The sequence below is a fragment of the Paracraurococcus lichenis genome (assembly GCF_030657435.1).
GTDB lineage: Bacteria > Pseudomonadota > Alphaproteobacteria > Acetobacterales > Acetobacteraceae > Paracraurococcus > Paracraurococcus lichenis.
On record NZ_JAUTWS010000010.1, the window covers coordinates 1 to 17,275 of the forward strand.

Genomic DNA, 17,275 nt, shown 5'->3' on the forward strand with positions numbered 1-17,275 from the left:
CACGGTCGAAGGTCAACCGCTCGCCACCGAGTGCACATTGCCAACCTTTCCGCCTCACGCCGCCCCGCCCGGCCCCACCTGCGCCCGCGCCACCATGTCCGGCTCCCACTCGTTCACCCGCAGGCACCCACGCACCAGATCGGTGACGACAACAGAGCATTGCGGTACACTACTGCTCCCGGCCCGACAGGAGCCACGATGCCCACCTACACCGCCACCGACGCCCAGGACCGCCTGCCGGCCCTGCTCGACGCGTCCGAGCGCGGCGAGTCCGTGACCATCACCCGTCATGGCCGCCCGGTGGTGGAACTCCGACCGATCCCGACCGCCGGCGACCGGCGGGTAAACGCGGAGTCGATCGACTGGCTCGAACGCCAACTGGCCGACCTGCCCCCGCCCGCGGAGGACTCGGTCGCGCAACTGGACGCCGTCCGTGGCGGACCGCCCGGCGCGGCGTGACCTACCTGGACGCGAGCGCGCTCGTCTCGCTCTTCATGCCCGATGCCCATACCCCGGCGATCCGCAGCCATCTCCGCCGGGCGTGCCCCGCCATCGGCATCGGCGACTTCACCGCAGCCGAGTTCGCCGCCGTCACCGCCCGGCGCGTCCGCATGCGCGACCTGACGCCCGATCAGGGCAGCCGGATGCTGGCCGTGTTCGACGCCTGGGTCGCCGCGAATGCCGCGCCGCTGGCCGTCGATCCCGCCGATATCCGCGTCGCCGCCGCCTTCGTACGGCGCTTCGAGTTCGGCCTGCGCGCGCCGGATGCGCTGCATCTCGCCGTCTGCCAGCGGCTCGGCCTGCCCCTGCTCACCTTCGATGCGCGGCAGGCCCTGGCCGCCGCGCGGCTCGGCCTCGCGCTCGATCCCGCGGGCGTCGCGGCACCCTAGGCCGCTTCCCGGCCGCGGGCTTCCATCACCATCGCGCCTGCCCCGGTTCCCTCGCCGCCCGAACCCGTCCTAGGCTCGCCCGATGCGCAGCCCCCTCCCCCGCCGGGCCCTCCTCGCCCTGCCCGCCCTCCTCGCGCGTCCCGCCCGTGCGGCGCCGCGGCTGCGCGTCGGCTCCAAGAACTTCACCGAACAGCTCGTGGTCGCCGAGCTCTTCGCGCAGGGGCTGGAGCGCGCCGGGGCGCAGGTGGAGCGGCGCGTCAATCTCGGCGGCACCGCCATCGCCCAGCAGGCGCTGCTCAGCGGCGATATCGACCTCTATCCCGAATATACGGGCACAGGTTTGGGCGTGGTGCTGAAGCAGCCGCCGGAGGGCACGCCGGAGGAGGTGCTGGCCAAGGTGCGCGCCGGCTATGCGCCGCTCGGCCTCACCTGGCTGGACCCGAGCGGCATCGACAACGGCAATGCCATGCTGGTCCTGCCGCGCACGGCGCAGCGCCACGGCCTCGCCACGCTCTCGGACCTCGCCCGCGCGGCGCCGCAGCTCACCCTCGCCGCGGGCAACGAGTTCGCCGATCGCGCCGATGGCCTGCCCGGCCTCCGCCGCGTCTATGGCATGCAATTCGGCCGCTTCCGGCAATTCGCCGCCCTCGGCCTGCGCTATGCCGCTCTCCAGCACGGCCAGGCGGATGTGGTGAACGCCTATGCCACGGACTGGCAGATCGCGGTCGGCGGCTATGTCGTGCTGCGGGACGACAAGCGGCTCTGGCCGCCCTACCAGCTCGCCGCCGTGGTGCGGGATGCGGCGCTGCGGGACTTCCCGGGCCTGCGCGCGCCGATCGAGCGCATCGGCGCGAAGCTCGACAACGCGACGGCGCAGGAGCTGAACCGCCAAGTGGACCAGGACGGGGAGGAGCCACGCGAGGTCGCCGCCCGCTTCCTGCGCGAGATCGGCCTCGGCTGATGCGCTGGACGCTTCGGAACCTCGACACGGTCTCGGCGGCGGTGGTGGTGCATCTGGAGCTCGTGCTGGCCTCCCTCGCGCTCGCGCTGCTGCTGGCGGTGCCACTGGGCTTGGTGGTGGCGCGGCGGCCGGGGCTGCGGGCGGCGGTGCTGGGGACGGCCTCGGTGCTCTACAGCCTGCCGACGCTGGCGCTGTTCGCCCTGCTGGTGCCGGTGCTGGGCCTCGGCTTCGCGCCGGCGCTGCTGGCCCTCGTCACCTATGCCGTGCCGGTGCTGCTGCGGGCGCTGGTGGCGGGGCTGGCCGCGGTGCCGGCCTCGGTGCGGGAGGCCGCGGACGGCATGGGCCTGACGCCGATGCAGCGGCTCTGGCGGGTGGAGCTGCCGCTCGCCTTGCCGGCGCTGCTGGGGGGCTTGCGCGTCGCCTCGGTCACGCTGGTCTCGGCGGCGACGGTGGCCGCCTATATCAGCGCGGGCGGGCTCGGGACGCTGATCCTGACGGGGCTCGACCAGGGGCACACCGAAAAAATCCTGGTCGGGGCCGGGCTGGTCGCCGTCATGGCGCTGCTGCTCGATGCCGGGCTCGGCGCGGTGCAGCGCCGCCTGCCGAAGCTCGCGTGATGGAGGCGATCGCGGGCGCGGCGCGCTGGCTGGGGGCGAACCCGCTGGCCTTCCTGGCGACGGTCGGGGACCACCTGCTGCTCTCGCTGACCGGCCTCGCCATCGGCATCGCCATCGCCCTGCCGCTCGGCGTCCTGGTCGCGCACCGGCCGCGGCTGGCGGAGGCGGCGATCGCCGGCGCCGGCGCGCTGCGCACCATCCCGAGCCTCGCGGTGTTGGCGGCGCTGCTGCCGCTGCTGGGGGTGGGCTTCACGCCCTCTGTCGTGGCGTTGGTCCTGCTGGCCTTGCCGCCGGTGCTGGTGAACACGGTGGTGGGCCTGCGCGGCGCCGACCCAGCGGCGCTCGAGGCGGCGCGCGGCCTCGGCATGACGGCTTGGCAGCGGGCACTGCGCGTCGAGTTGCCGCTGGCCGCACCCCTGGTCTTCGCCGGGTTGCGGATCGCCGCGGTGCAGGTGGTCTCGGCCGCGGCGCTCGCCACCTTCATCGGCGGCGGCGGCCTCGGCGACCTGGTGACGCAGGGGCTGGCGCTGCTGGATACCGGGCGGATGCTGGTCGGCGCCGTGGCCATCGCCCTGCTGGCGCTGGCCACGGAGGCAACCTTCGGGCTGCTGGAACGGCGCTTCGCGGCGCGGGTGGGGGGCGCATGATCGAGCTGGAGGGGCTGTCGAAGCGCTGGCCCGGCGCCGACCGCGCGGCGGTGGAGGGGCTCAGCCTCTCGGTGCCGGAGGGGACGAGCTGCGCCCTGATCGGGCCGAGCGGCTCGGGCAAGAGCACGACGCTCCGCATGGTCAACCGGCTGATCGAGCCGAGCGGCGGCCGGCTGCGCATCGCCGGGAAGGATGCGCTGGCCGGGGATCCGGTCACGCTCCGCCGCGGCATCGGCTACGTGATCCAGGAGGTCGGGCTCTTCCCGCACCGGAGCGTCGCGGAGAACGTGGCGACGGTCCCCCGCCTGCTCGGCTGGCCGGAGGCGCGCATCCGGGCGCGGGTCGAGGAAGTGCTGGCGCTGACCGGGCTCGATCCCGCCCGCTTCGCCGCCCGCCGGCCGCACCAGCTCTCGGGCGGGGAGCGCCAGCGCGTCGGCGTGGCCCGGGCGCTGGCCGGCGACCCGCCCGTGCTGCTGATGGACGAGCCCTTCGGCGCCGTCGACCCGGTGGTGCGCGCCCGGCTGCAGGAGGAGGTGCTGCGGCTGCTGAAGCAGCTCCGCAAGACGGTGCTGCTCGTCACCCACGACCTGGAGGAGGCGGTGCGCCTCGGCGATGCCGTCGCCGTGCTGCGCGACGGGCGGCTCGTGCAGCACGGGCCGGCGGAGGCCTTGCTGGCGCGGCCGGCGGATGACTTCGTCGCGGAGTTCCTCGGCAGCGACCGGGCGCTGAAGCGCCTGGCGCTGCTCCCGGCGCGCGCGGCACGGCAAGAGGCGGCGGCGACGGGCACGCCGCTGCCGCCCGAGGCCACGCTGCGCGACGCCCTCTCGGCCATGCTCGCGCGCGGCGCACAGGCAGTGCCGCTGGCGGAGGGCGGGTCGGTGGCGCTGGAGGATGTGCTGTCGGCGTCGCGGCCGGACGCCGCTGGCACCCCCGGGCAACGCTGAGGCCCCCGACCGCCTCGTGCGGTCCGGCCGGGCGGCCACCCGCCGTCGGGCGGTCGCGCCCCTACCCCCTCCCGGCCCCCCGGCGTCGGCACCCTGTCAGATCGGCCGGCGCCCGGGCGCCCGGCCGGCGTCCCGGGCACTGCCCACGCCCCATCCTGGAGGCCACCGGCACGGCGGGCCTGCGCAGCCCGCCGGCGGGCCGGCCTCGGGCGTCGTCAGCGATCGGTCCAGGGAATGCCCCGCTCGACCAGGAAGGACAGGGTGGAGACGAAGCGCAGGCGCGCATAGGCGCCATCGCCCGAACCGCCCGGGGTGTTCTCGGTGTGGATCGCCTCGGCCAGGTAGCGGCCGGCCCAGGGTGTCTCGAAGCGGACCCGGCCCTCGGCATCGGTGCGCAGCCTCCGCTCCCAGCGCGGCGGCGCGACCAGGGTGACCTCCGCCCGCGGCAGCGGCCGGCCGCGCAGCAGCAGGGTGAAGGTGTCGCTGCCGGCAGCGACGGGCACGAGTTCGAGGTCGAGGCGATGCTGCGTCTCGCTCCTCCCCTCGCGGGCCAGCATGATTGTCTTCAGCCGGTCCTCGGCGCCGGCGCGGCCGAACGGCGGGATGGCATCCTCCACCAGCCGGACATCGCCGGCGCCGGCGGGCAGCGCGATGCTGAAATGGTCGGCCGCGCGGGTCAGCGGCAGGGGCGTGGCGGGATCGGCCGCGAAGGCCCGCGGGCCCGGGATCCGGTCCAGCAGCCCGCCCGTCGTCTCCCGCAGGTTCTCCACCGGCTCGCCGAAATAGGCGCGGGCGGTCCTGCCCTCCCGCTCCAGCCAGAGTTGGTGCGCGGCAGCAGGGGCGGCGGCGGCCAGGAGCAGCGCGGCGAAAGGCATCCATCGAAGCATGGCGGCAGTGTTCCTTGCGGGTTGGGTGGGCCGATCCGGATCTGCGGGCCATGCGGCCCTCCGGTCATCGGCATGCCTTGCAGCTTGAGCGAGCCGATCCGGACCTGCGGGCCATGCGGCCCTCCGGTCATCGGCGCGCCGTGCAGCTTGGGTGGGCCGGCTCACGGCAGGCCGAGCCAGGCGATGCCCCCGACGGCCGGCAGCAGCATGGCGAGGATCAGCGCGGCGCGCGGCGCGAAGGCCAGCAGCGCCACCAGCCCGGAGGCGGCGAGGGTCAGCACGCCGCACCAGGCGACCGGCCCGATCGACCAGCCCCAGACGGCAAGGCAGGGCAGGCCGGAGAGGCCGAGCAGCCCCGCCCCGCCCAGGCGGCAGGCGAGGCGGCGCGGCCAGGGCGGCGCCTCGCCCAGCAGATCCCGGTGGTGCCGGTCCATGGCCAGCGACAGCAGCAGGAAGCCGGGATAGGCCAGGCCGAAGGCGAGCGCGGCCATCATCACGCGCCCTCCGCCCGCAACCGGCCCGGCGGCGCCTCCGCCGCGGCCGGCCGCGGCGCCCGCCACAGCCTGCGCGCGGCCAGCGCGAAGCCGAGGCCGAAGCCGAGGAAACCGAGATCCATCCCGGCCATCAGCCAATCCCCGGCCGGCAGGCTGGCGCCCAGATGGTGCCGCGTGGTCAGCCCGTTCAGCACCGGCAGCAGCAGGCCGAGCAGCGCCGCCGCCGCCGCCTGCTCCGCCCAGCCGCGCCGCCCCGGGCGCAGCGCCGCATGCAGGTAGGCAGCGAGCCAAAGGGCGAAGAAGATCCGGATCTCCCATTCCGGCCGCTGGTCCAGCATGGCCGGCAGCAGCCGGTTGGCCCAGAAGAAGCCGAGCATCGCGACCGGCAGGCCGAAGACGGTGCCCATGTTCAGGGCCTCCGCCAGGCGCAGGCCGGCATGGCGCCCCTCCCCGCGCTTCGGCGCCCGCTTCGCCACCCACATCACCAGCCCGGTGCCGACCATGGCCGTGCCGGCGAGGCCCGAGAGGAAGAAGAGGAGATGCAGGAAGGGCAGCTCGAACCGGGCGAAGTGCAGGCCGAAGGCGACGGCCACGGTCCGCGCCGCCGGCAGGGTGATGCCCGTCGCGCCGCGCAGCTCGCCCGCGGTGCCGGAGAAGACGAGTTCCTGCCGCCGGATGGCCAGCTCATGCCGGTCGCCGCGGCCGAGCACGACGGTGGCATTGGCATCGCCCGGGAAGGCGATGCCGATGCGCCGCACCCCCGCCTCCGGCCAGCGCCGCATCGCCTCCGCCACCAGGGGCGCGATGTCGGTCAGCGGCGCCGCCTGGCCCGCGGGGCGGGGCGTAGGGGCGATCGAGAGCGCCTCCGCGAAGAAGGCCTGCTGGTCGCCCTTGTAGGCCGCCTGCATGCCCCAGGGCATGAACATGGCCACCAGCGTCAGCAGCCCGGTATAGGTGATCATCAGGTGATAGGGCAGCGCCAGCACCGCGAGCGCATTGTGCGCGTCGAGCCAGGAGCGGTGCCCGGCCTTGCCGGGGCGGAAGGTGAAGAAGTCCGCGAAGATGCGCCGGTGGGTGATGACGCCGCTGAGGATCGCCACCAGCATCGCCATGGCGCAGAGGCAGACGATCCAGCGCCCCCAGATCGGCGGCATGTGCAACTCGAAATGGAAGCGGTAGAAGAACTCGCCGCCCATGCTGCGGCCGGCTTGCGCCACCCGGCCGGTCGCCGGGTCCAGGATGCCGTCGCGGAAACGCCGCTCGCCGGCCGGCCGCCAGTAGAGGCGGAGCAGCGGGTCGCTCTCGGTCGGCAGGCCGATGAACCAGCCGGTGGCGCCGGGCGCTATCCGCTGCAGCTCCCGGATCGCCATGGCGGCGGTGTCCGGCCCGTTCTCCGTCAGGCGCAGCTCGGGGCGCATCCAGGTGGAGATCTCGCCGCGGTAATAGGCCGCGGTGCCGGTCAGGAAGACGGCGAAGAGGATCCAGCCCGGGATCAGCCCGGCCCAGGTGTGCAGCCAGGCCATGCACTGGCGGAAGCCCTGCCTCATGCGCCCCTCCCCAGCCAGCAGGCCGCCGCCAGCAGCAGGCCGGGCAGCAGCAGGCCGGCCCAGGCGCGCCAGGCGCTGCGCGCGGCGAAGACCCAGAGGACGACGCCGGCATAGGCGAGGATGCTCAGCATCATGCCGGTCACCACCGCCTCGGACCGGACGAGCGGCAGCAGCAGGGCGGCGGCGAGGGAGACCAGCGCGCCCATCGCGTAGCCGCCCAGCACGGCGGCGACCAGGCGGGAGACGAGGCCCGGCCAACGCCACCCGCATAGCCGCTGCCAGCCCCGGCGCATCGCGCTCACCACCGGTAGCTCAGCGTCGCATAGGCGGCACGGCCGACGCCGTAGCTGCAGGAAGCGAGGGTGTAGCAGGCGGAGACGTATTTCTCGTCGCCGAGATTGCTGAGGTTCACCGCCAGCCGCCACTGCCGCCAATCCGCCCGCGCCAGCGCGTCCACCAGCGTCACGCTCGGCACGTTGAACTGCGGAGAGGTCGGCCCCGGGCTGCCATTGCCGGTGGTATTGCCGTAGTAGCGCAGGCCGCCGCCGAGGGTGATGCGCAGGTCCTCGGTCACCGGGATGGTGTAATCCGCCCAGAGCGCGCCGGTCTGGGAGGGGATGGCGGCCGGACGCATGCCGAGAGTGCTGGCGATGGTGGTCTTCGTCACCTCCGGGTCCTGCGCCGTCCAGGCCGCGAGGAGGTTGAGCCGCGCGGTGAGGGCGAGGCGCGCCTCCAGCTCCAGCCCCCGCACCCGCACCTCGCCGGTCTGGATGCTGTAGGTGGTGTTGGTCGGGTCCGGCGTCAGCACGTTCTGCTGGGTGAGCTGGAAGAGGGTGGCGGAGTAGAGGCTGGACTGGCCCGGCGGCTGGTACTTGATGCCGGCCTCGTACTGCTCGCCGGTGGTGGGGACGTAGGTGCCGCCGCCGCGCGCCGGGTTCATGGTGCCGAGATTCGGCAGGAAGGAGGTGGCGTAGGAGACATAGGGCGAGATGCCGGCATCGAAGGCGTAGAGCAGCGCCGCGCGGCCGGTGAAGTGGGTGTCCCGCTGGCTGGTATTGGCGGCGGTGCGGTTGTTGCGGGTCGCGGTGTCGGCGAAATCCTGCCGCCCGGTCAGGGTCAGGTACCAGCGGTCCCAGCGGATCTGGTCCTGCAGGTACAGCCCGACCTGTTGCTGCGTCTGGTCGGTGGAGGCGGTGAGCGGCAGGGTGCCCGGGGTATAGCCGTAGGCTGGGGCGAAGACGTCCAGCGATCCGGCCGCCGCCGCATGGGTCCGCGCATTCAGGCCCAGCACCCGGTAATCCAGCCCGCCCAGCAACCTGTGCTCCAACGGGCCGGTGGTGACGTGGCCTTCCGCCTGGTTGTCGATGGCGAAGCCGCGATAGGTCGGGTTCTGGTAGGATGCGACGCGGCCCAGGATGCGCTGCTGGCTCGCGGGGCTGAAGCCGTTCGCGTAGATGGAGGCATAGTCCATTTCGTGATAGGTGGCGCGGAAGTTGGAGCGCAGCGTCCAATCCTCCGTCAGCCGGTGCTCGATGCGGGCGCCGATGGCGTACTGGCTGCGATGGTAGCGGTCCCAGCCCGGCTCGCCGGTCGCGCGGCTGCGCGGGATGGTGCCGTTGCGGTTGGGCAGCACGGTGCCGGCCGCGGGCAGCCATTGGCCGGTGATGCCGTCGTCGTCGCGCATGTAGCTGGCCAGCAGGGTGATGCTGGTATCGCCGGTCGGCCGCCAGGTCAGCGAGGGCGCGAGGTAGATGCGGTTGTCGCGGCCGCCATCCACATAGGCGTCCGAATCGCGGACCAGGCCGTTGAAGCGCCAGAGCAGGGACTGGTCCGTGCCGAGCGCGCCGCCGACATCGAACATGCCCTGGATGCGGCCGAAGCTGCCGCCCTGGATCGCCACCTCGTTGACCTGGCCGGGATAGGGCGCCTTGCTGATGGCGTTGATGATGCCGCCGAGATTGCCCTGGCCGTAGAGGCCTGAATTGGCCCCGCGCAGCAGCTCCACGCGCTCCATGCCCCAGGGCTCGATACGGAAGCTGTGGGCGGTGACCGGCACCGGCACCCGCAGCCCGTCCAGGTAGATGTCCGGGGTGAAGCCGCGGACCGTGCCGTATTCGCCGCGGAAGTCGGAGAGGATGCCCTGGCCGCCGGCGGTGTAGCGCAGCGCATCGCCGAGGTTGCGGGCGTTCTGCGCCTCCATCTGGTCCCGCGTGACGACGGTGACGTTCTGCGGCGTCAGGATCAGCGGCGTATCGGTCTTGGTGCCGCTGGCGCTGCGTTCGGCGACATAGCCGCTCACGGGACCGAAGGCGGTCTCGCCGCGGCCCTCGACGCTGAGTTCCGGCAGCCGGATGGTCCCGGCGCCCTGGCCGGGCGGCACCTCCGGCGAGGCCTGCGCCAGGGCCGTGCCGGCGCCCCAGCCCGGCGCCGCGGCGAGCGCCGCGAGCAGCAGCGGCGACCACCGCGCATGATGGATGTCCCGGAAACGCCGCATCGACCCTGCCCCGCCTTGCCCCATCGTGACCGGGCCGCCATCCGGACCCGATACGAACCAATTGCAATTGATTCGCATTATCAGCAAGAGGGTATGTGCAGATGGCCGTGGTTGAATTTCGCCATCCAGGGTTGTGGGGCGGCACGGCGGTGGCCAGCCCTCCGCCGGCGCGGGGGGCGGCGCCTGCGCGAACCGCCGGCGGCATGGCCGCAGTGCCCTGCTTTCGGGAACGGAGGCCCGCCTCCGGACGGTCGCGCCCGCGGGCGATCCGGGCGGGCCGAGGCCGGGTCGCGGCATGCGGCGACGCCAAGCCTGCGGGGCATGGCGCGGCCCACGGGGCCCCGGATATCCCGAGGCCGACCGTGCCGCGTGAGGAGGCTCGAGGGCAATGAGTCTCAGGGCAGCGCCAGGCCGCCGGGCCTGTCCGTCCGCGGCCTCCGCGGACGACGGGGGCGAGGCTGGCGCGCCCGAGAGGATTTGAACCCCTAACCCCCAGATCCGAAGTCTGGTGCTCTATCCGGTTGAGCTACGGGCGCCGCGCCGGGAGGCTAGGCCGAAGGGCGGGGGAAGGAAACCGGTCCGGCTGGCGCGCCCGAAGAGATTCGAACTCCTGACCCCCAGATTCGTAGTCTGGTGCTCTATCCAGCTGAGCTACGGGCGCCTGGACCAGGACCGAACAAGAAGCGAAATGGCGCGCCCGAAGAGATTCGAACTCCTGACCCCCAGATTCGTAGTCTGGTGCTCTATCCAGCTGAGCTACGGGCGCGCATTCCGCCTTGCGGCGAGGTGGGGCGAGATAGCGGAGGCGGCCCGGCGGCGCAACCCCCTTCCCTCGCCCCGATGGCCCGGCGCGTTGCGGCGCGCCGGCGACGCGGCTCAGGCCGCGAGCTTGTCGAGCTCCCGCACCACGGCCTCGCCCATGACGGAGGTGCCGACGCGGGCCATGCCGGCCTGCATGATGTCGGCCGTGCGCAGGCCGCCGGCCAGCACCTTCTCGATCGCCGTCTCGAGCAGCCGCGCATCCTCCTCGAGCCCGAAGCTCCAGCGCAGCAGCATGGCGAAGGAGAGCATCTGGGCGCAGGGATTGGCGACGCCCTTGCCGGCGATGTCGGGGGCCGAGCCGTGGATCGGCTCGTAGAGCGCGTGCCGCTTGCCGGTGGTGGGGTCCACCGCGCCGAGCGTCGCCGAGGGCAGCATGCCGAGCGAGCCCGTCAGCGCCGCCGCGAGGTCCGAGAGCACGTCGCCGAAGAGGTTGTCGCCGAGGATGACGTCGAACTGCTTTGGCCGCGAGCAGAGCTGCATGGCGCAGTTGTCGGCATACATGTTCTCGAGCTGCACGTCCGGGTATTCGGCCTTCTGCACCTCGCCGACCACGGCGCGCCAGAGACGGCCGGACTGCATGACGTTCGCCTTCTCGACGCTCGTCACCTTGTTGCGGCGCTTGCGCGCGAGGTCGAAGGCGACGCGGGCGACGCGGGCGATCTCGTCCTCGACATAGACCTGGGTGTCGAAGCCGCGGCGGCGGCCGTCCGGCAGCTTCTCCACGCCGCGCGGCTCGCCGAAATAGACGCCGCCCACCGTCTCCCGCACCACCATGATGTCGACGCCGCGGACGACATCGGCCTTGAGGGAGGAGGCCTCGACCAGCGGGTCCAGCACGACGGCGGGACGGAGATTGGCGAAGAGGCCGAGATCCTTGCGCAGCCGGAGGATGCCGAGTTCCGGCCGCTGCTCGAAGGGCAGGCTGTCCCATTTCGGGCCGCCGACGCTGCCGAAGAGCACGGCATCCGCCGACTTCGCCTTCGCCACCGTCTCGTCCGGGCAGGGCGAGCCGAGGGCATCGATGGCGGCGCCGCCAACCAGGCCTTCGTCGATCTCGAAGGAGAGGCTGCGGCGATGCGCCATCCAGTCGATGACGCGGCGGACCTCGCCCATCACCTCCGGCCCGATGCCGTCACCGGGCAGGACGAGGAGCTTCTTGTTGGCAGGCATGACGTATCCTCTCGCCGCCCGGCGCCGGGCGGGCTTGGTCAGATCAGGCGGCGGCGCCGAGCCAGGGCTGCGATGCCTTCTGCTTCGCCTCGTAGCCGTCGATCGCCGGCGCGTGCTGCAAGGTCTGGCCAATATCGTCGAGGCCGTTCAGCAGCAGGTGGCGGCGCAGCGGGTCGATCCTGAACGGGATCTCCTCCCCGTTCGGCCGCACCACCACATCGCGCTCGAGATCGACGGTGATGCGGGCATTGCCGCCCATCCGCGCATCCTCGATCAGTTGCTCGCAGACCTCCCGCGGCAGCCGCACCGGCAGGACGCCGTTCTTGAAGCTGTTGTTGTGGAAGATGTCGGCGAAGTCGGGGGCGATGACGCAGCGGATCCCGAAGTCGAGCAGCGCCCAGGGCGCGTGCTCACGACTCGAACCACAGCCGAAATTCTCGAAAGCAATGAGGATCTCGGCCTTCCGATAGGGCTCCTGGTTCAGGACGAAGTCGGGATTCTCCGACCCGTCCTCCCGGTAGCGGAAGTTGGCGAAGAGGTTCTTGCCGAAGCCGGTGCGGCTGATGGATTTGAGGAACCGCGCCGGGATGATCTGGTCGGTGTCCACGTTGGCCTTCGGCATCGGCGCGGCGATGCCGGTCAGCTTGGTGAAGGCCTGCATTAGACGTTCCCCTTCGGCTGGAAGTCACGGACATCGGCCAGATGACCGGCGATGGCGGCCGCCGCGGCCATGGCGGGCGAGAGCAGATGGGTGCGGCCGCCGGGGCCCTGGCGGCCCTCGAAGTTGCGGTTGCTGGTGCTGGCGCAGCGCTGGCCGGGCGTCAGCTTGTCCGGATTCATGCCGAGGCACATGGAGCAGCCCGCCTCGCGCCACTCGAAGCCGGCCTCGGTCAGGATGCGGTCCAGCCCCTCCTCCTCGGCCTGCGCCTTCACGAGGCCCGAGCCGGGGACGACCATGGCGCGCACGCCATCCGCCACGCGGCGGCCGCGCGCGATGGCGGCGGCGGCGCGGATATCCTCGATCCGGCTATTGGTGCAGGAGCCGATGAAGGCGACGTCGATCCGAAGGTCCTGCAGGCGCTGCCCGGCCTCGACGCCCATGTACTGGAGCTTCCGGCGCATCTGCTCGCGCCGCGCCTCGTCCGTCGCCGCCTCGGGGTCCGGGACGATGCCGGTGATGGGCAGCACGTCCTCCGGGCTGGTGCCCCAGGTGACCTGCGGCGCGATGTCCTGCGCCGCCAGCCTCACCACGGTGTCGAAATGCGCGCCGGGGTCGGTCGGCAGCGTCCGCCAGTATTCGATGGCGCGCTCCAGCGCCTCGCCCTTCGGCGCGAAGGGGCGGCCCCGCACATAGGCGAAGGTGGTCTCGTCCGGCGCCACCATGCCGGCGCGGGCGCCGCCCTCGATCGACATGTTGCAGAGCGTCATGCGCCCGGCCATGTCGAGGGCGCGGATGGTGTCGCCGGCATATTCGATGACATGGCCGGTGCCACCGGCGGTGCCGATCTTCCCGATGATCGCCAGCGTGATGTCCTTGGCGGTGCAGCCGACGGGCAGCGTGCCCTCGACCAGGACCTGCATGTTCTTCGCCGGCTTCTGCAGCAGCGTCTGGGTGGCGAGCACATGCTCGACCTCCGAGGTGCCGATGCCGAAGGCGAGCGCGCCCATGGCGCCATGCGTGCTGGTATGGCTGTCGCCGCAGACAATCGTCATGCCGGGCAGGCTGCGCCCGAGCTCCGGCCCGATGACGTGCACGATGCCCTGCCGGTTGTCGAGCAGCGGGATCAGCGGCATGCCGAACTCGGCGGCGTTCCGCTCCAGCGTCTCGACCTGCAGGCGGCTCTCGGGATCGACGATCCCGGTGTAGCGGCTGGCATCGGTTGCGATGTTGTGGTCGATGACGCCGAGGGTCAGGTCGGGACGGCGGAGCTTGCGGCCGGCCTGCCGCAGCCCGTCGAAGGCCTGCGGCGTCGTGACCTCATGCGTAAGGTGGAGGTCGATGTAGAGAAGCGCCGTGCCGTCCGGGAGGGTCTCCACCACATGGGCGTCCCAGATCTTGTCGAAAAGCGTGCGCGGCTTCTGCCCTGACATGCGATATCCCACCTTGGTTCGTGCGCCCCGCGCCGTATTGCGCGGGGCGATGACGCGTTACGCCTGCGGCTGCTCGGCGGCCGGCTTGGCGGCCTCGGGCGCCTCGCGGTTCACCGTCCGCTCCTGGATGCGGGCGGACTTGCCGGTGCGGCCGCGGAGGTAATAGAGCTTCGCGCGGCGGACCTTGCCGCGGCGGACCACCGCGATCTCGGCGATGGAGGGGGAGTAGAGCGGGAAGACGCGCTCCACGCCCTCGCCATAGGAGAGCTTGCGGACGGTGAAGTTGCTGTTCAGCCCGCGGTTGGAGCGCGCGATCACCACGCCCTCATAGGCCTGGGTGCGGGTGCGCTCGCCCTCGACCACCTTCACCATCACGCGGACGGTGTCGCCGGGGCCGAATTCCGGCACGGCGCGGGCGGCGAGGAGGCGGGACTTCTGCTCCGCCTCGAACTGCTGCAGCAGGTTCATGGTCTGGTCCTTTCCTTGATTTCTAGGCGGCGGCCGGGCGGCCGTCCATGGCCGGCGCCGCCGCGGCATCCTGTGGGTTCGCCGTGACGCAGGGCGCCGAAGGCGCCCGGTCCCGGCCGGCGCATTGATTTTCCGTGACGCAGGGCGCCGAAGGCGCCCGGTCGCGGCCCGCATGCCGCGCCCAGAGGTCGGGGCGCCGCTCGCGCGTGATCCGCTCCGCCTCGGCCCGGCGCCACTTCGCCACCTCGGCATGGTGGCCGGAGAGCAGCACCGGCGGCACCGCGCGGCCCTGCCAGTCGGCCGGGCGCGTGTAATGCGGGTATTCCAGCAGCCCGTCGGCGTGGCTTTCCTCGACGCCGCTCTCGGCCGCGCCCATGACGCCCGGCAGCAGCCGGACACAGGCATCGAGCAGGACCAGCGCCGCCGGCTCCCCGCCCGAGAGGACGTAGTCGCCGATCGACACCTCGAGCAGGCCGCGCGCCTCGACGACGCGCTGGTCCACGCCCTCGTAGCGACCGCAGAGCAGGATCAGCCCCGGGCCGGCGACGAAATCGCGCACCATGGCCTGGTCCAGCACCCGCCCGCGCGGGGTCAGGTACAAGGCCGGGCGCTCCGGCCCGGCCGCGATGGCGGCGGCGAGCGCCGCATCCACCACGTCCGGCCGCATCACCATCCCCGCGCCGCCGCCGAAGGGTGTGTCGTCCACGGTGCGGTGCCGGTCGGTGGCGAAGCCGCGGATGTCGAAGGCGTCGATCGCCCAGCGCCCCTTGCGCAGGCCCTTCCCGGCCAGGGACTGGCCAAGGGGGCCCGGGAACATCTCGGGGAAGAGGGTGACGACGGAGGCCTGCCAGGTCATGCCGCGTCCTCCTCCCCGGGCTGGGGCGGGACGGTGACCTCCTCCGGCAGGGAGACGACGAGGCGCCCGCCGGCGATGTCGACCACCGGCACCACGGCCCGGGTGAAGGGCAGCAGCCGCTCGGGCGGCCCCTCCAGCACCAGGAAGGCGCCGGCGCCGTGCTCCTCCACGTCCCGCACCAGGCCGAGGCCCTGCCCCGCCTCCGTCTCGGCGCGGAGGCCGATCAGGTCGGCGAGGTAGTATTCCTCCTCCTCGGGCGGCGGCAGGCGGTCGCGCTCCACGTAGAGCTTCGTGCCCGTCAGGCGCTGGGCGGCGTCGCGGTCGGCGACGCCCTCGACCCGGGCCAGGCCGTCCGCCAGCAGCGTCAGCGCGACGCGGCGGGTGCCGGACTCGTCGGTCAGCGGGCCATAGGAGGCGATGGCGGCAGGATCGGCGGTGAAGCTGCGCAGCTTCACCAGGCCGCGCACACCGTGCGGCCTGCCGATCTCACCGACCAGGATGCGCTTGCCCGCCATGACCTATGGCCCGTGGTGGAGGTGGTGCCTCAGCCCGCCGCGGCGGCCGCGGCGCGCTCCTGCGCCTTCTTCTTCGGCGCGGACTTCTTCGGCTGCTCGCGGAACTCCGGCATCGGCGCGAGGCCGGCCTTGCCGAGGAACTTCGCCACGCGGTCGGTGGCGACGGCGCCCTGGCCGAGCCAGTGGCTCACGCGCTCGTCCTCGAGCCGCAGGCGCTCGGCATGGTCGGAGGGCAGCATCGGGTTGTAGTGGCCGATCTTCTCGATGAAGCGGCCATCGCGCGGGCTGCGGCTGTCGGCCACCACGATGTGGTAGTAGGGGCGCTTCTTGGCGCCGGCGCGCGCGAGGCGGATCTTCAGGCCCATAAGTCGATCAACTCCGTCGGTACGAGGTATCAGAAAGGCTTCCGGCCACCGGGCATCTGCATGCCCTTGGGCAGCAGCGCGCCGAGACCGCCGCGCATGAGCCCTTTCTGGCCGAGCTTGTTCATCCGCTTCATCATCGCGGACATGTCGTCGAAATTCTTGAGCAGCCTGTTCACCTCCTGCACGGAGGTGCCGCTGCCCGCGGCGATGCGCTTCTTGCGGCTCGCCTTGATGATGTCGGGGGCGCGGCGCTCCTTCGGCGTCATCGAGGAGATGATCGCCGCCTGGCGCTTGAGCATGGAGTTGTCGAGGTTCGCGTCCTCGATCTGCTGCTTCATCTTGCCGATGCCGGGCAGCATGCCGAGGATGCCCGAGAGCGAGCCCATCTTGCCGATCTGCTTCAACTGGCTCGCATAGTCCTCCAGGCTGAACTGGCCCTTCTGCATCCGGGCCGCGAGCTTCTCGGCCTCGTCGCGGTCGATGGTCTCGGCCGCGCGCTCGACCAGCGAGACGATGTCGCCCATGCCGAGGATGCGGCCGGCGATGCGGTCGGGGTGGAAATCCTCGAGCGCGTCGAGCTTCTCGCCGGCGCCGAGCAGCTTGATCGGGGCGCCGGTGACGGCGCGCATGGACAGCGCCGCGCCGCCGCGGGCATCGCCGTCGATGCGGGTCATGACGATGCCCGTCACGCCGACCTTGTCCTGGAAGGCGCGGGCGGTGTTCACCGCGTCCTGGCCGGTCATGGCGTCGACGACCAGCAGCGTCTCGTGCGGCTTCGCGAAGGCCTTCACCTCCGCGACCTCGGCCATCAGGACGTCATCGATGGCAAGCCGGCCGGCCGTGTCGAGCACGACAACATCGAAAAGCTCGCGCCGCGCCAGATCCATGGCGCGCTCGGCGATCTGCAGCGGGGTCTGGCCGGCGACGATCGGCAGGCTGGTCACGCCCACCTGCTTCGCCAGCGTCTCGAGCTGGAGCTGCGCCGCGGGGCGGTGCACGTCGAGCGAGGCGAGCAGCACCTTCTTCTTGTCGCGCCCCTTCAGCCGGAGCGCGATCTTGCCGGAGGTGGTGGTCTTGCCCGAGCCCTGCAGGCCGACCATCAGCACCGGCACCGGCGCGGGGGCATTCAGGTCGAGGCCGCGGGCGCCAGTATCGGCCTCGCCGCCGCCGAGCGCTTCGACGAGCGCGTCGTGGACGATCTTGATGACCTGCTGCGCGGGGGAGACGCTCTTCAGCACCTCGGCGCCCACCGCGCGCTCGCGGACCTTCGTCGTGAGGTCCTTGACGACGGGCAGGGCGACGTCGGCTTCCAGCAGCGCGACGCGGACCTCGCGCAGCGCCTCCTGCACATCGGCTTCCGACAGCGCGCCGCGGCGGCGCAGGCGGTCGAAGACGCCGTTCAGCTTGCTGGACAGGGCCTCGAACATGCGGCCTGCCTCTGCTCCTCGTCTCGGCGGGGCTGGCGATGCCCCAAAAGGGAACGCGCCGCTGCGCGAGCCTTCGCGGA

18 protein-coding genes, 3 tRNA genes and 1 pseudogene are annotated in these 17,275 nt (G+C 72.5%); 6 read left to right on the forward strand and 16 right to left on the reverse strand.

All coding sequences use genetic code 11. The features are described from left to right. Positions 1-198 precede the first annotated feature (198 nt). The 6 genes from Q7A36_RS12130 (at position 199) to Q7A36_RS12155 (ending at position 4,059) form a co-directional block, all read left to right on the forward strand. Positions 199-459, forward strand: a complete 261-nt coding sequence (locus Q7A36_RS12130; protein WP_305103962.1) for a type II toxin-antitoxin system Phd/YefM family antitoxin — start codon at positions 199-201, stop codon at positions 457-459. After that, positions 456-890, forward strand: coding sequence for a type II toxin-antitoxin system VapC family toxin (locus Q7A36_RS12135; RefSeq protein ID WP_305103963.1), 435 nt, complete (start codon positions 456-458; stop codon positions 888-890). The genes Q7A36_RS12130 and Q7A36_RS12135 overlap by 4 nt, the downstream gene beginning before the upstream one ends. 82 nt (positions 891-972) lie before the next feature. After that, positions 973-1,851 (forward strand): glycine betaine ABC transporter substrate-binding protein, encoded by an 879-nt coding sequence (locus Q7A36_RS12140; RefSeq protein ID WP_305103964.1) that lies wholly within the window; start codon positions 973-975, stop codon positions 1,849-1,851. After that, positions 1,851-2,468: an ABC transporter permease gene (locus Q7A36_RS12145; RefSeq protein WP_305103965.1), complete on the forward strand. Its 618-nt coding sequence runs from the start codon at positions 1,851-1,853 to the stop codon at positions 2,466-2,468. The genes Q7A36_RS12140 and Q7A36_RS12145 overlap by 1 nt, the downstream gene beginning before the upstream one ends. Then, complete coding sequence (locus Q7A36_RS12150) at positions 2,468-3,115, forward strand: ABC transporter permease (RefSeq protein ID WP_305103966.1); 648 nt, start codon at positions 2,468-2,470, stop codon at positions 3,113-3,115. The genes Q7A36_RS12145 and Q7A36_RS12150 overlap by 1 nt, the downstream gene beginning before the upstream one ends. Further along, positions 3,112-4,059: an ABC transporter ATP-binding protein gene (locus Q7A36_RS12155; RefSeq protein WP_305103967.1), complete on the forward strand. Its 948-nt coding sequence runs from the start codon at positions 3,112-3,114 to the stop codon at positions 4,057-4,059. The genes Q7A36_RS12150 and Q7A36_RS12155 overlap by 4 nt, the downstream gene beginning before the upstream one ends. Positions 4,060-4,274: 215 nt before the next feature. Here Q7A36_RS12155 and Q7A36_RS12160 read toward each other — a convergent pair whose 3' ends face one another. The 16 genes and pseudogenes from Q7A36_RS12160 to ffh all read right to left on the reverse strand — a co-directional run bounded on the left by Q7A36_RS12160 (position 4,275) and on the right by ffh (position 17,195). Further along, complete coding sequence (locus Q7A36_RS12160; protein ID WP_305103968.1) at positions 4,275-4,946, reverse strand: DUF4198 domain-containing protein; 672 nt, start codon at positions 4,944-4,946, stop codon at positions 4,275-4,277. 161 nt (positions 4,947-5,107) lie between these two features. Beyond that, the gene (locus Q7A36_RS12165) at positions 5,108-5,440 is read right to left on the reverse strand and encodes a DUF3325 domain-containing protein (RefSeq protein ID WP_305103969.1); all 333 of its coding nucleotides are present in this window, start codon (positions 5,438-5,440) and stop codon (positions 5,108-5,110) included. After that, positions 5,440-6,987: a PepSY-associated TM helix domain-containing protein gene (locus Q7A36_RS12170; protein WP_305103970.1), complete on the reverse strand. Its 1,548-nt coding sequence runs from the start codon at positions 6,985-6,987 to the stop codon at positions 5,440-5,442. Before Q7A36_RS12170 ends, Q7A36_RS12165 begins: the two co-directional genes overlap by 1 nt. Next, complete coding sequence (locus Q7A36_RS12175) at positions 6,984-7,280, reverse strand: DUF3649 domain-containing protein (protein WP_305104133.1); 297 nt, start codon at positions 7,278-7,280, stop codon at positions 6,984-6,986. Before Q7A36_RS12175 ends, Q7A36_RS12170 begins: the two co-directional genes overlap by 4 nt. 5 nt (positions 7,281-7,285) lie before the next feature. Further along, positions 7,286-9,481 (reverse strand): TonB-dependent siderophore receptor, encoded by a 2,196-nt coding sequence (locus tag Q7A36_RS12180; RefSeq protein ID WP_305103971.1) that lies wholly within the window; start codon positions 9,479-9,481, stop codon positions 7,286-7,288. A gap of 459 nt (positions 9,482-9,940) precedes the next feature. After that, positions 9,941-10,017 (reverse strand) — tRNA-Arg (locus Q7A36_RS12185). A 48-nt stretch (positions 10,018-10,065) separates the two neighbouring features. Then, positions 10,066-10,142: transfer RNA gene (locus Q7A36_RS12190), tRNA-Arg, on the reverse strand. A gap of 28 nt (positions 10,143-10,170) precedes the next feature. Then, positions 10,171-10,247 (reverse strand) — tRNA-Arg (locus Q7A36_RS12195). Between the two features lie 110 nt (positions 10,248-10,357). Then, the gene (leuB, locus tag Q7A36_RS12200) at positions 10,358-11,473 is read right to left on the reverse strand and encodes a 3-isopropylmalate dehydrogenase (protein WP_305103972.1); all 1,116 of its coding nucleotides are present in this window, start codon (positions 11,471-11,473) and stop codon (positions 10,358-10,360) included. A gap of 43 nt (positions 11,474-11,516) precedes the next feature. Further along, on the reverse strand, positions 11,517-12,134 hold the full coding sequence (leuD, locus tag Q7A36_RS12205; protein ID WP_305103973.1) for a 3-isopropylmalate dehydratase small subunit: 618 nt from the start codon (positions 12,132-12,134) through the stop codon (positions 11,517-11,519). Beyond that, the gene (gene leuC, locus Q7A36_RS12210; protein ID WP_305103974.1) at positions 12,134-13,564 is read right to left on the reverse strand and encodes a 3-isopropylmalate dehydratase large subunit; all 1,431 of its coding nucleotides are present in this window, start codon (positions 13,562-13,564) and stop codon (positions 12,134-12,136) included. The genes leuD and leuC overlap by 1 nt, the downstream gene beginning before the upstream one ends. Positions 13,565-13,621: 57 nt before the next feature. Further along, positions 13,622-14,032, reverse strand: a complete 411-nt coding sequence (gene rplS / locus Q7A36_RS12215) for a 50S ribosomal protein L19 (RefSeq protein ID WP_305103975.1) — start codon at positions 14,030-14,032, stop codon at positions 13,622-13,624. Between the two features lie 163 nt (positions 14,033-14,195). Continuing rightward, positions 14,196-14,888: pseudogene (gene trmD / locus Q7A36_RS12220) on the reverse strand (tRNA (guanosine(37)-N1)-methyltransferase TrmD); the annotation flags it as partial. After that, positions 14,885-15,403: a ribosome maturation factor RimM gene (gene rimM, locus Q7A36_RS12225; RefSeq protein ID WP_305103977.1), complete on the reverse strand. Its 519-nt coding sequence runs from the start codon at positions 15,401-15,403 to the stop codon at positions 14,885-14,887. The gene rimM and the pseudogene trmD, both read right to left, overlap by 4 nt. Before the next feature lie 29 nt (positions 15,404-15,432). After that, positions 15,433-15,768, reverse strand: a complete 336-nt coding sequence (gene rpsP / locus Q7A36_RS12230; protein WP_305103978.1) for a 30S ribosomal protein S16 — start codon at positions 15,766-15,768, stop codon at positions 15,433-15,435. A gap of 29 nt (positions 15,769-15,797) precedes the next feature. Continuing rightward, on the reverse strand, positions 15,798-17,195 hold the full coding sequence (gene ffh / locus Q7A36_RS12235) for a signal recognition particle protein (protein ID WP_305103979.1): 1,398 nt from the start codon (positions 17,193-17,195) through the stop codon (positions 15,798-15,800). Between the last annotated feature and the right edge of the window lie 80 nt (positions 17,196-17,275).

What these genes read in the sequence shown, in the direction of transcription:
- Q7A36_RS12130 (WP_305103962.1), top strand. Translation starts at nt 199, where the DNA reads ATGCCCACCTACACCGCCACCGACGCCCAGGACCGCCTGCCGGCCCTG.
- Q7A36_RS12140 (WP_305103964.1), top strand. Translation starts at nt 973, where the DNA reads ATGCGCAGCCCCCTCCCCCGCCGGGCCCTCCTCGCCCTGCCCGCCCTC.
- Q7A36_RS12145 (WP_305103965.1), top strand. Translation starts at nt 1,851, where the DNA reads ATGCGCTGGACGCTTCGGAACCTCGACACGGTCTCGGCGGCGGTGGTG.
- Q7A36_RS12150 (WP_305103966.1), top strand. Translation starts at nt 2,468, where the DNA reads ATGGAGGCGATCGCGGGCGCGGCGCGCTGGCTGGGGGCGAACCCGCTG.
- Q7A36_RS12155 (WP_305103967.1), top strand. Translation starts at nt 3,112, where the DNA reads ATGATCGAGCTGGAGGGGCTGTCGAAGCGCTGGCCCGGCGCCGACCGC.
- Q7A36_RS12160 (WP_305103968.1), bottom strand. Translation starts at nt 4,946, where the DNA reads ATGCTTCGATGGATGCCTTTCGCCGCGCTGCTCCTGGCCGCCGCCGCC.
- Q7A36_RS12165 (WP_305103969.1), bottom strand. Translation starts at nt 5,440, where the DNA reads ATGATGGCCGCGCTCGCCTTCGGCCTGGCCTATCCCGGCTTCCTGCTG.
- Q7A36_RS12170 (WP_305103970.1), bottom strand. Translation starts at nt 6,987, where the DNA reads ATGAGGCAGGGCTTCCGCCAGTGCATGGCCTGGCTGCACACCTGGGCC.
- Q7A36_RS12175 (WP_305104133.1), bottom strand. Translation starts at nt 7,280, where the DNA reads ATGCGCCGGGGCTGGCAGCGGCTATGCGGGTGGCGTTGGCCGGGCCTC.
- Q7A36_RS12180 (WP_305103971.1), bottom strand. Translation starts at nt 9,481, where the DNA reads ATGCGGCGTTTCCGGGACATCCATCATGCGCGGTGGTCGCCGCTGCTG.
- leuB (WP_305103972.1), bottom strand. Translation starts at nt 11,473, where the DNA reads ATGCCTGCCAACAAGAAGCTCCTCGTCCTGCCCGGTGACGGCATCGGG.
- leuD (WP_305103973.1), bottom strand. Translation starts at nt 12,134, where the DNA reads ATGCAGGCCTTCACCAAGCTGACCGGCATCGCCGCGCCGATGCCGAAG.
- leuC (WP_305103974.1), bottom strand. Translation starts at nt 13,564, where the DNA reads ATGTCAGGGCAGAAGCCGCGCACGCTTTTCGACAAGATCTGGGACGCC.
- rplS (WP_305103975.1), bottom strand. Translation starts at nt 14,032, where the DNA reads ATGAACCTGCTGCAGCAGTTCGAGGCGGAGCAGAAGTCCCGCCTCCTC.
- rimM (WP_305103977.1), bottom strand. Translation starts at nt 15,403, where the DNA reads ATGGCGGGCAAGCGCATCCTGGTCGGTGAGATCGGCAGGCCGCACGGT.
- rpsP (WP_305103978.1), bottom strand. Translation starts at nt 15,768, where the DNA reads ATGGGCCTGAAGATCCGCCTCGCGCGCGCCGGCGCCAAGAAGCGCCCC.
- ffh (WP_305103979.1), bottom strand. Translation starts at nt 17,195, where the DNA reads ATGTTCGAGGCCCTGTCCAGCAAGCTGAACGGCGTCTTCGACCGCCTG.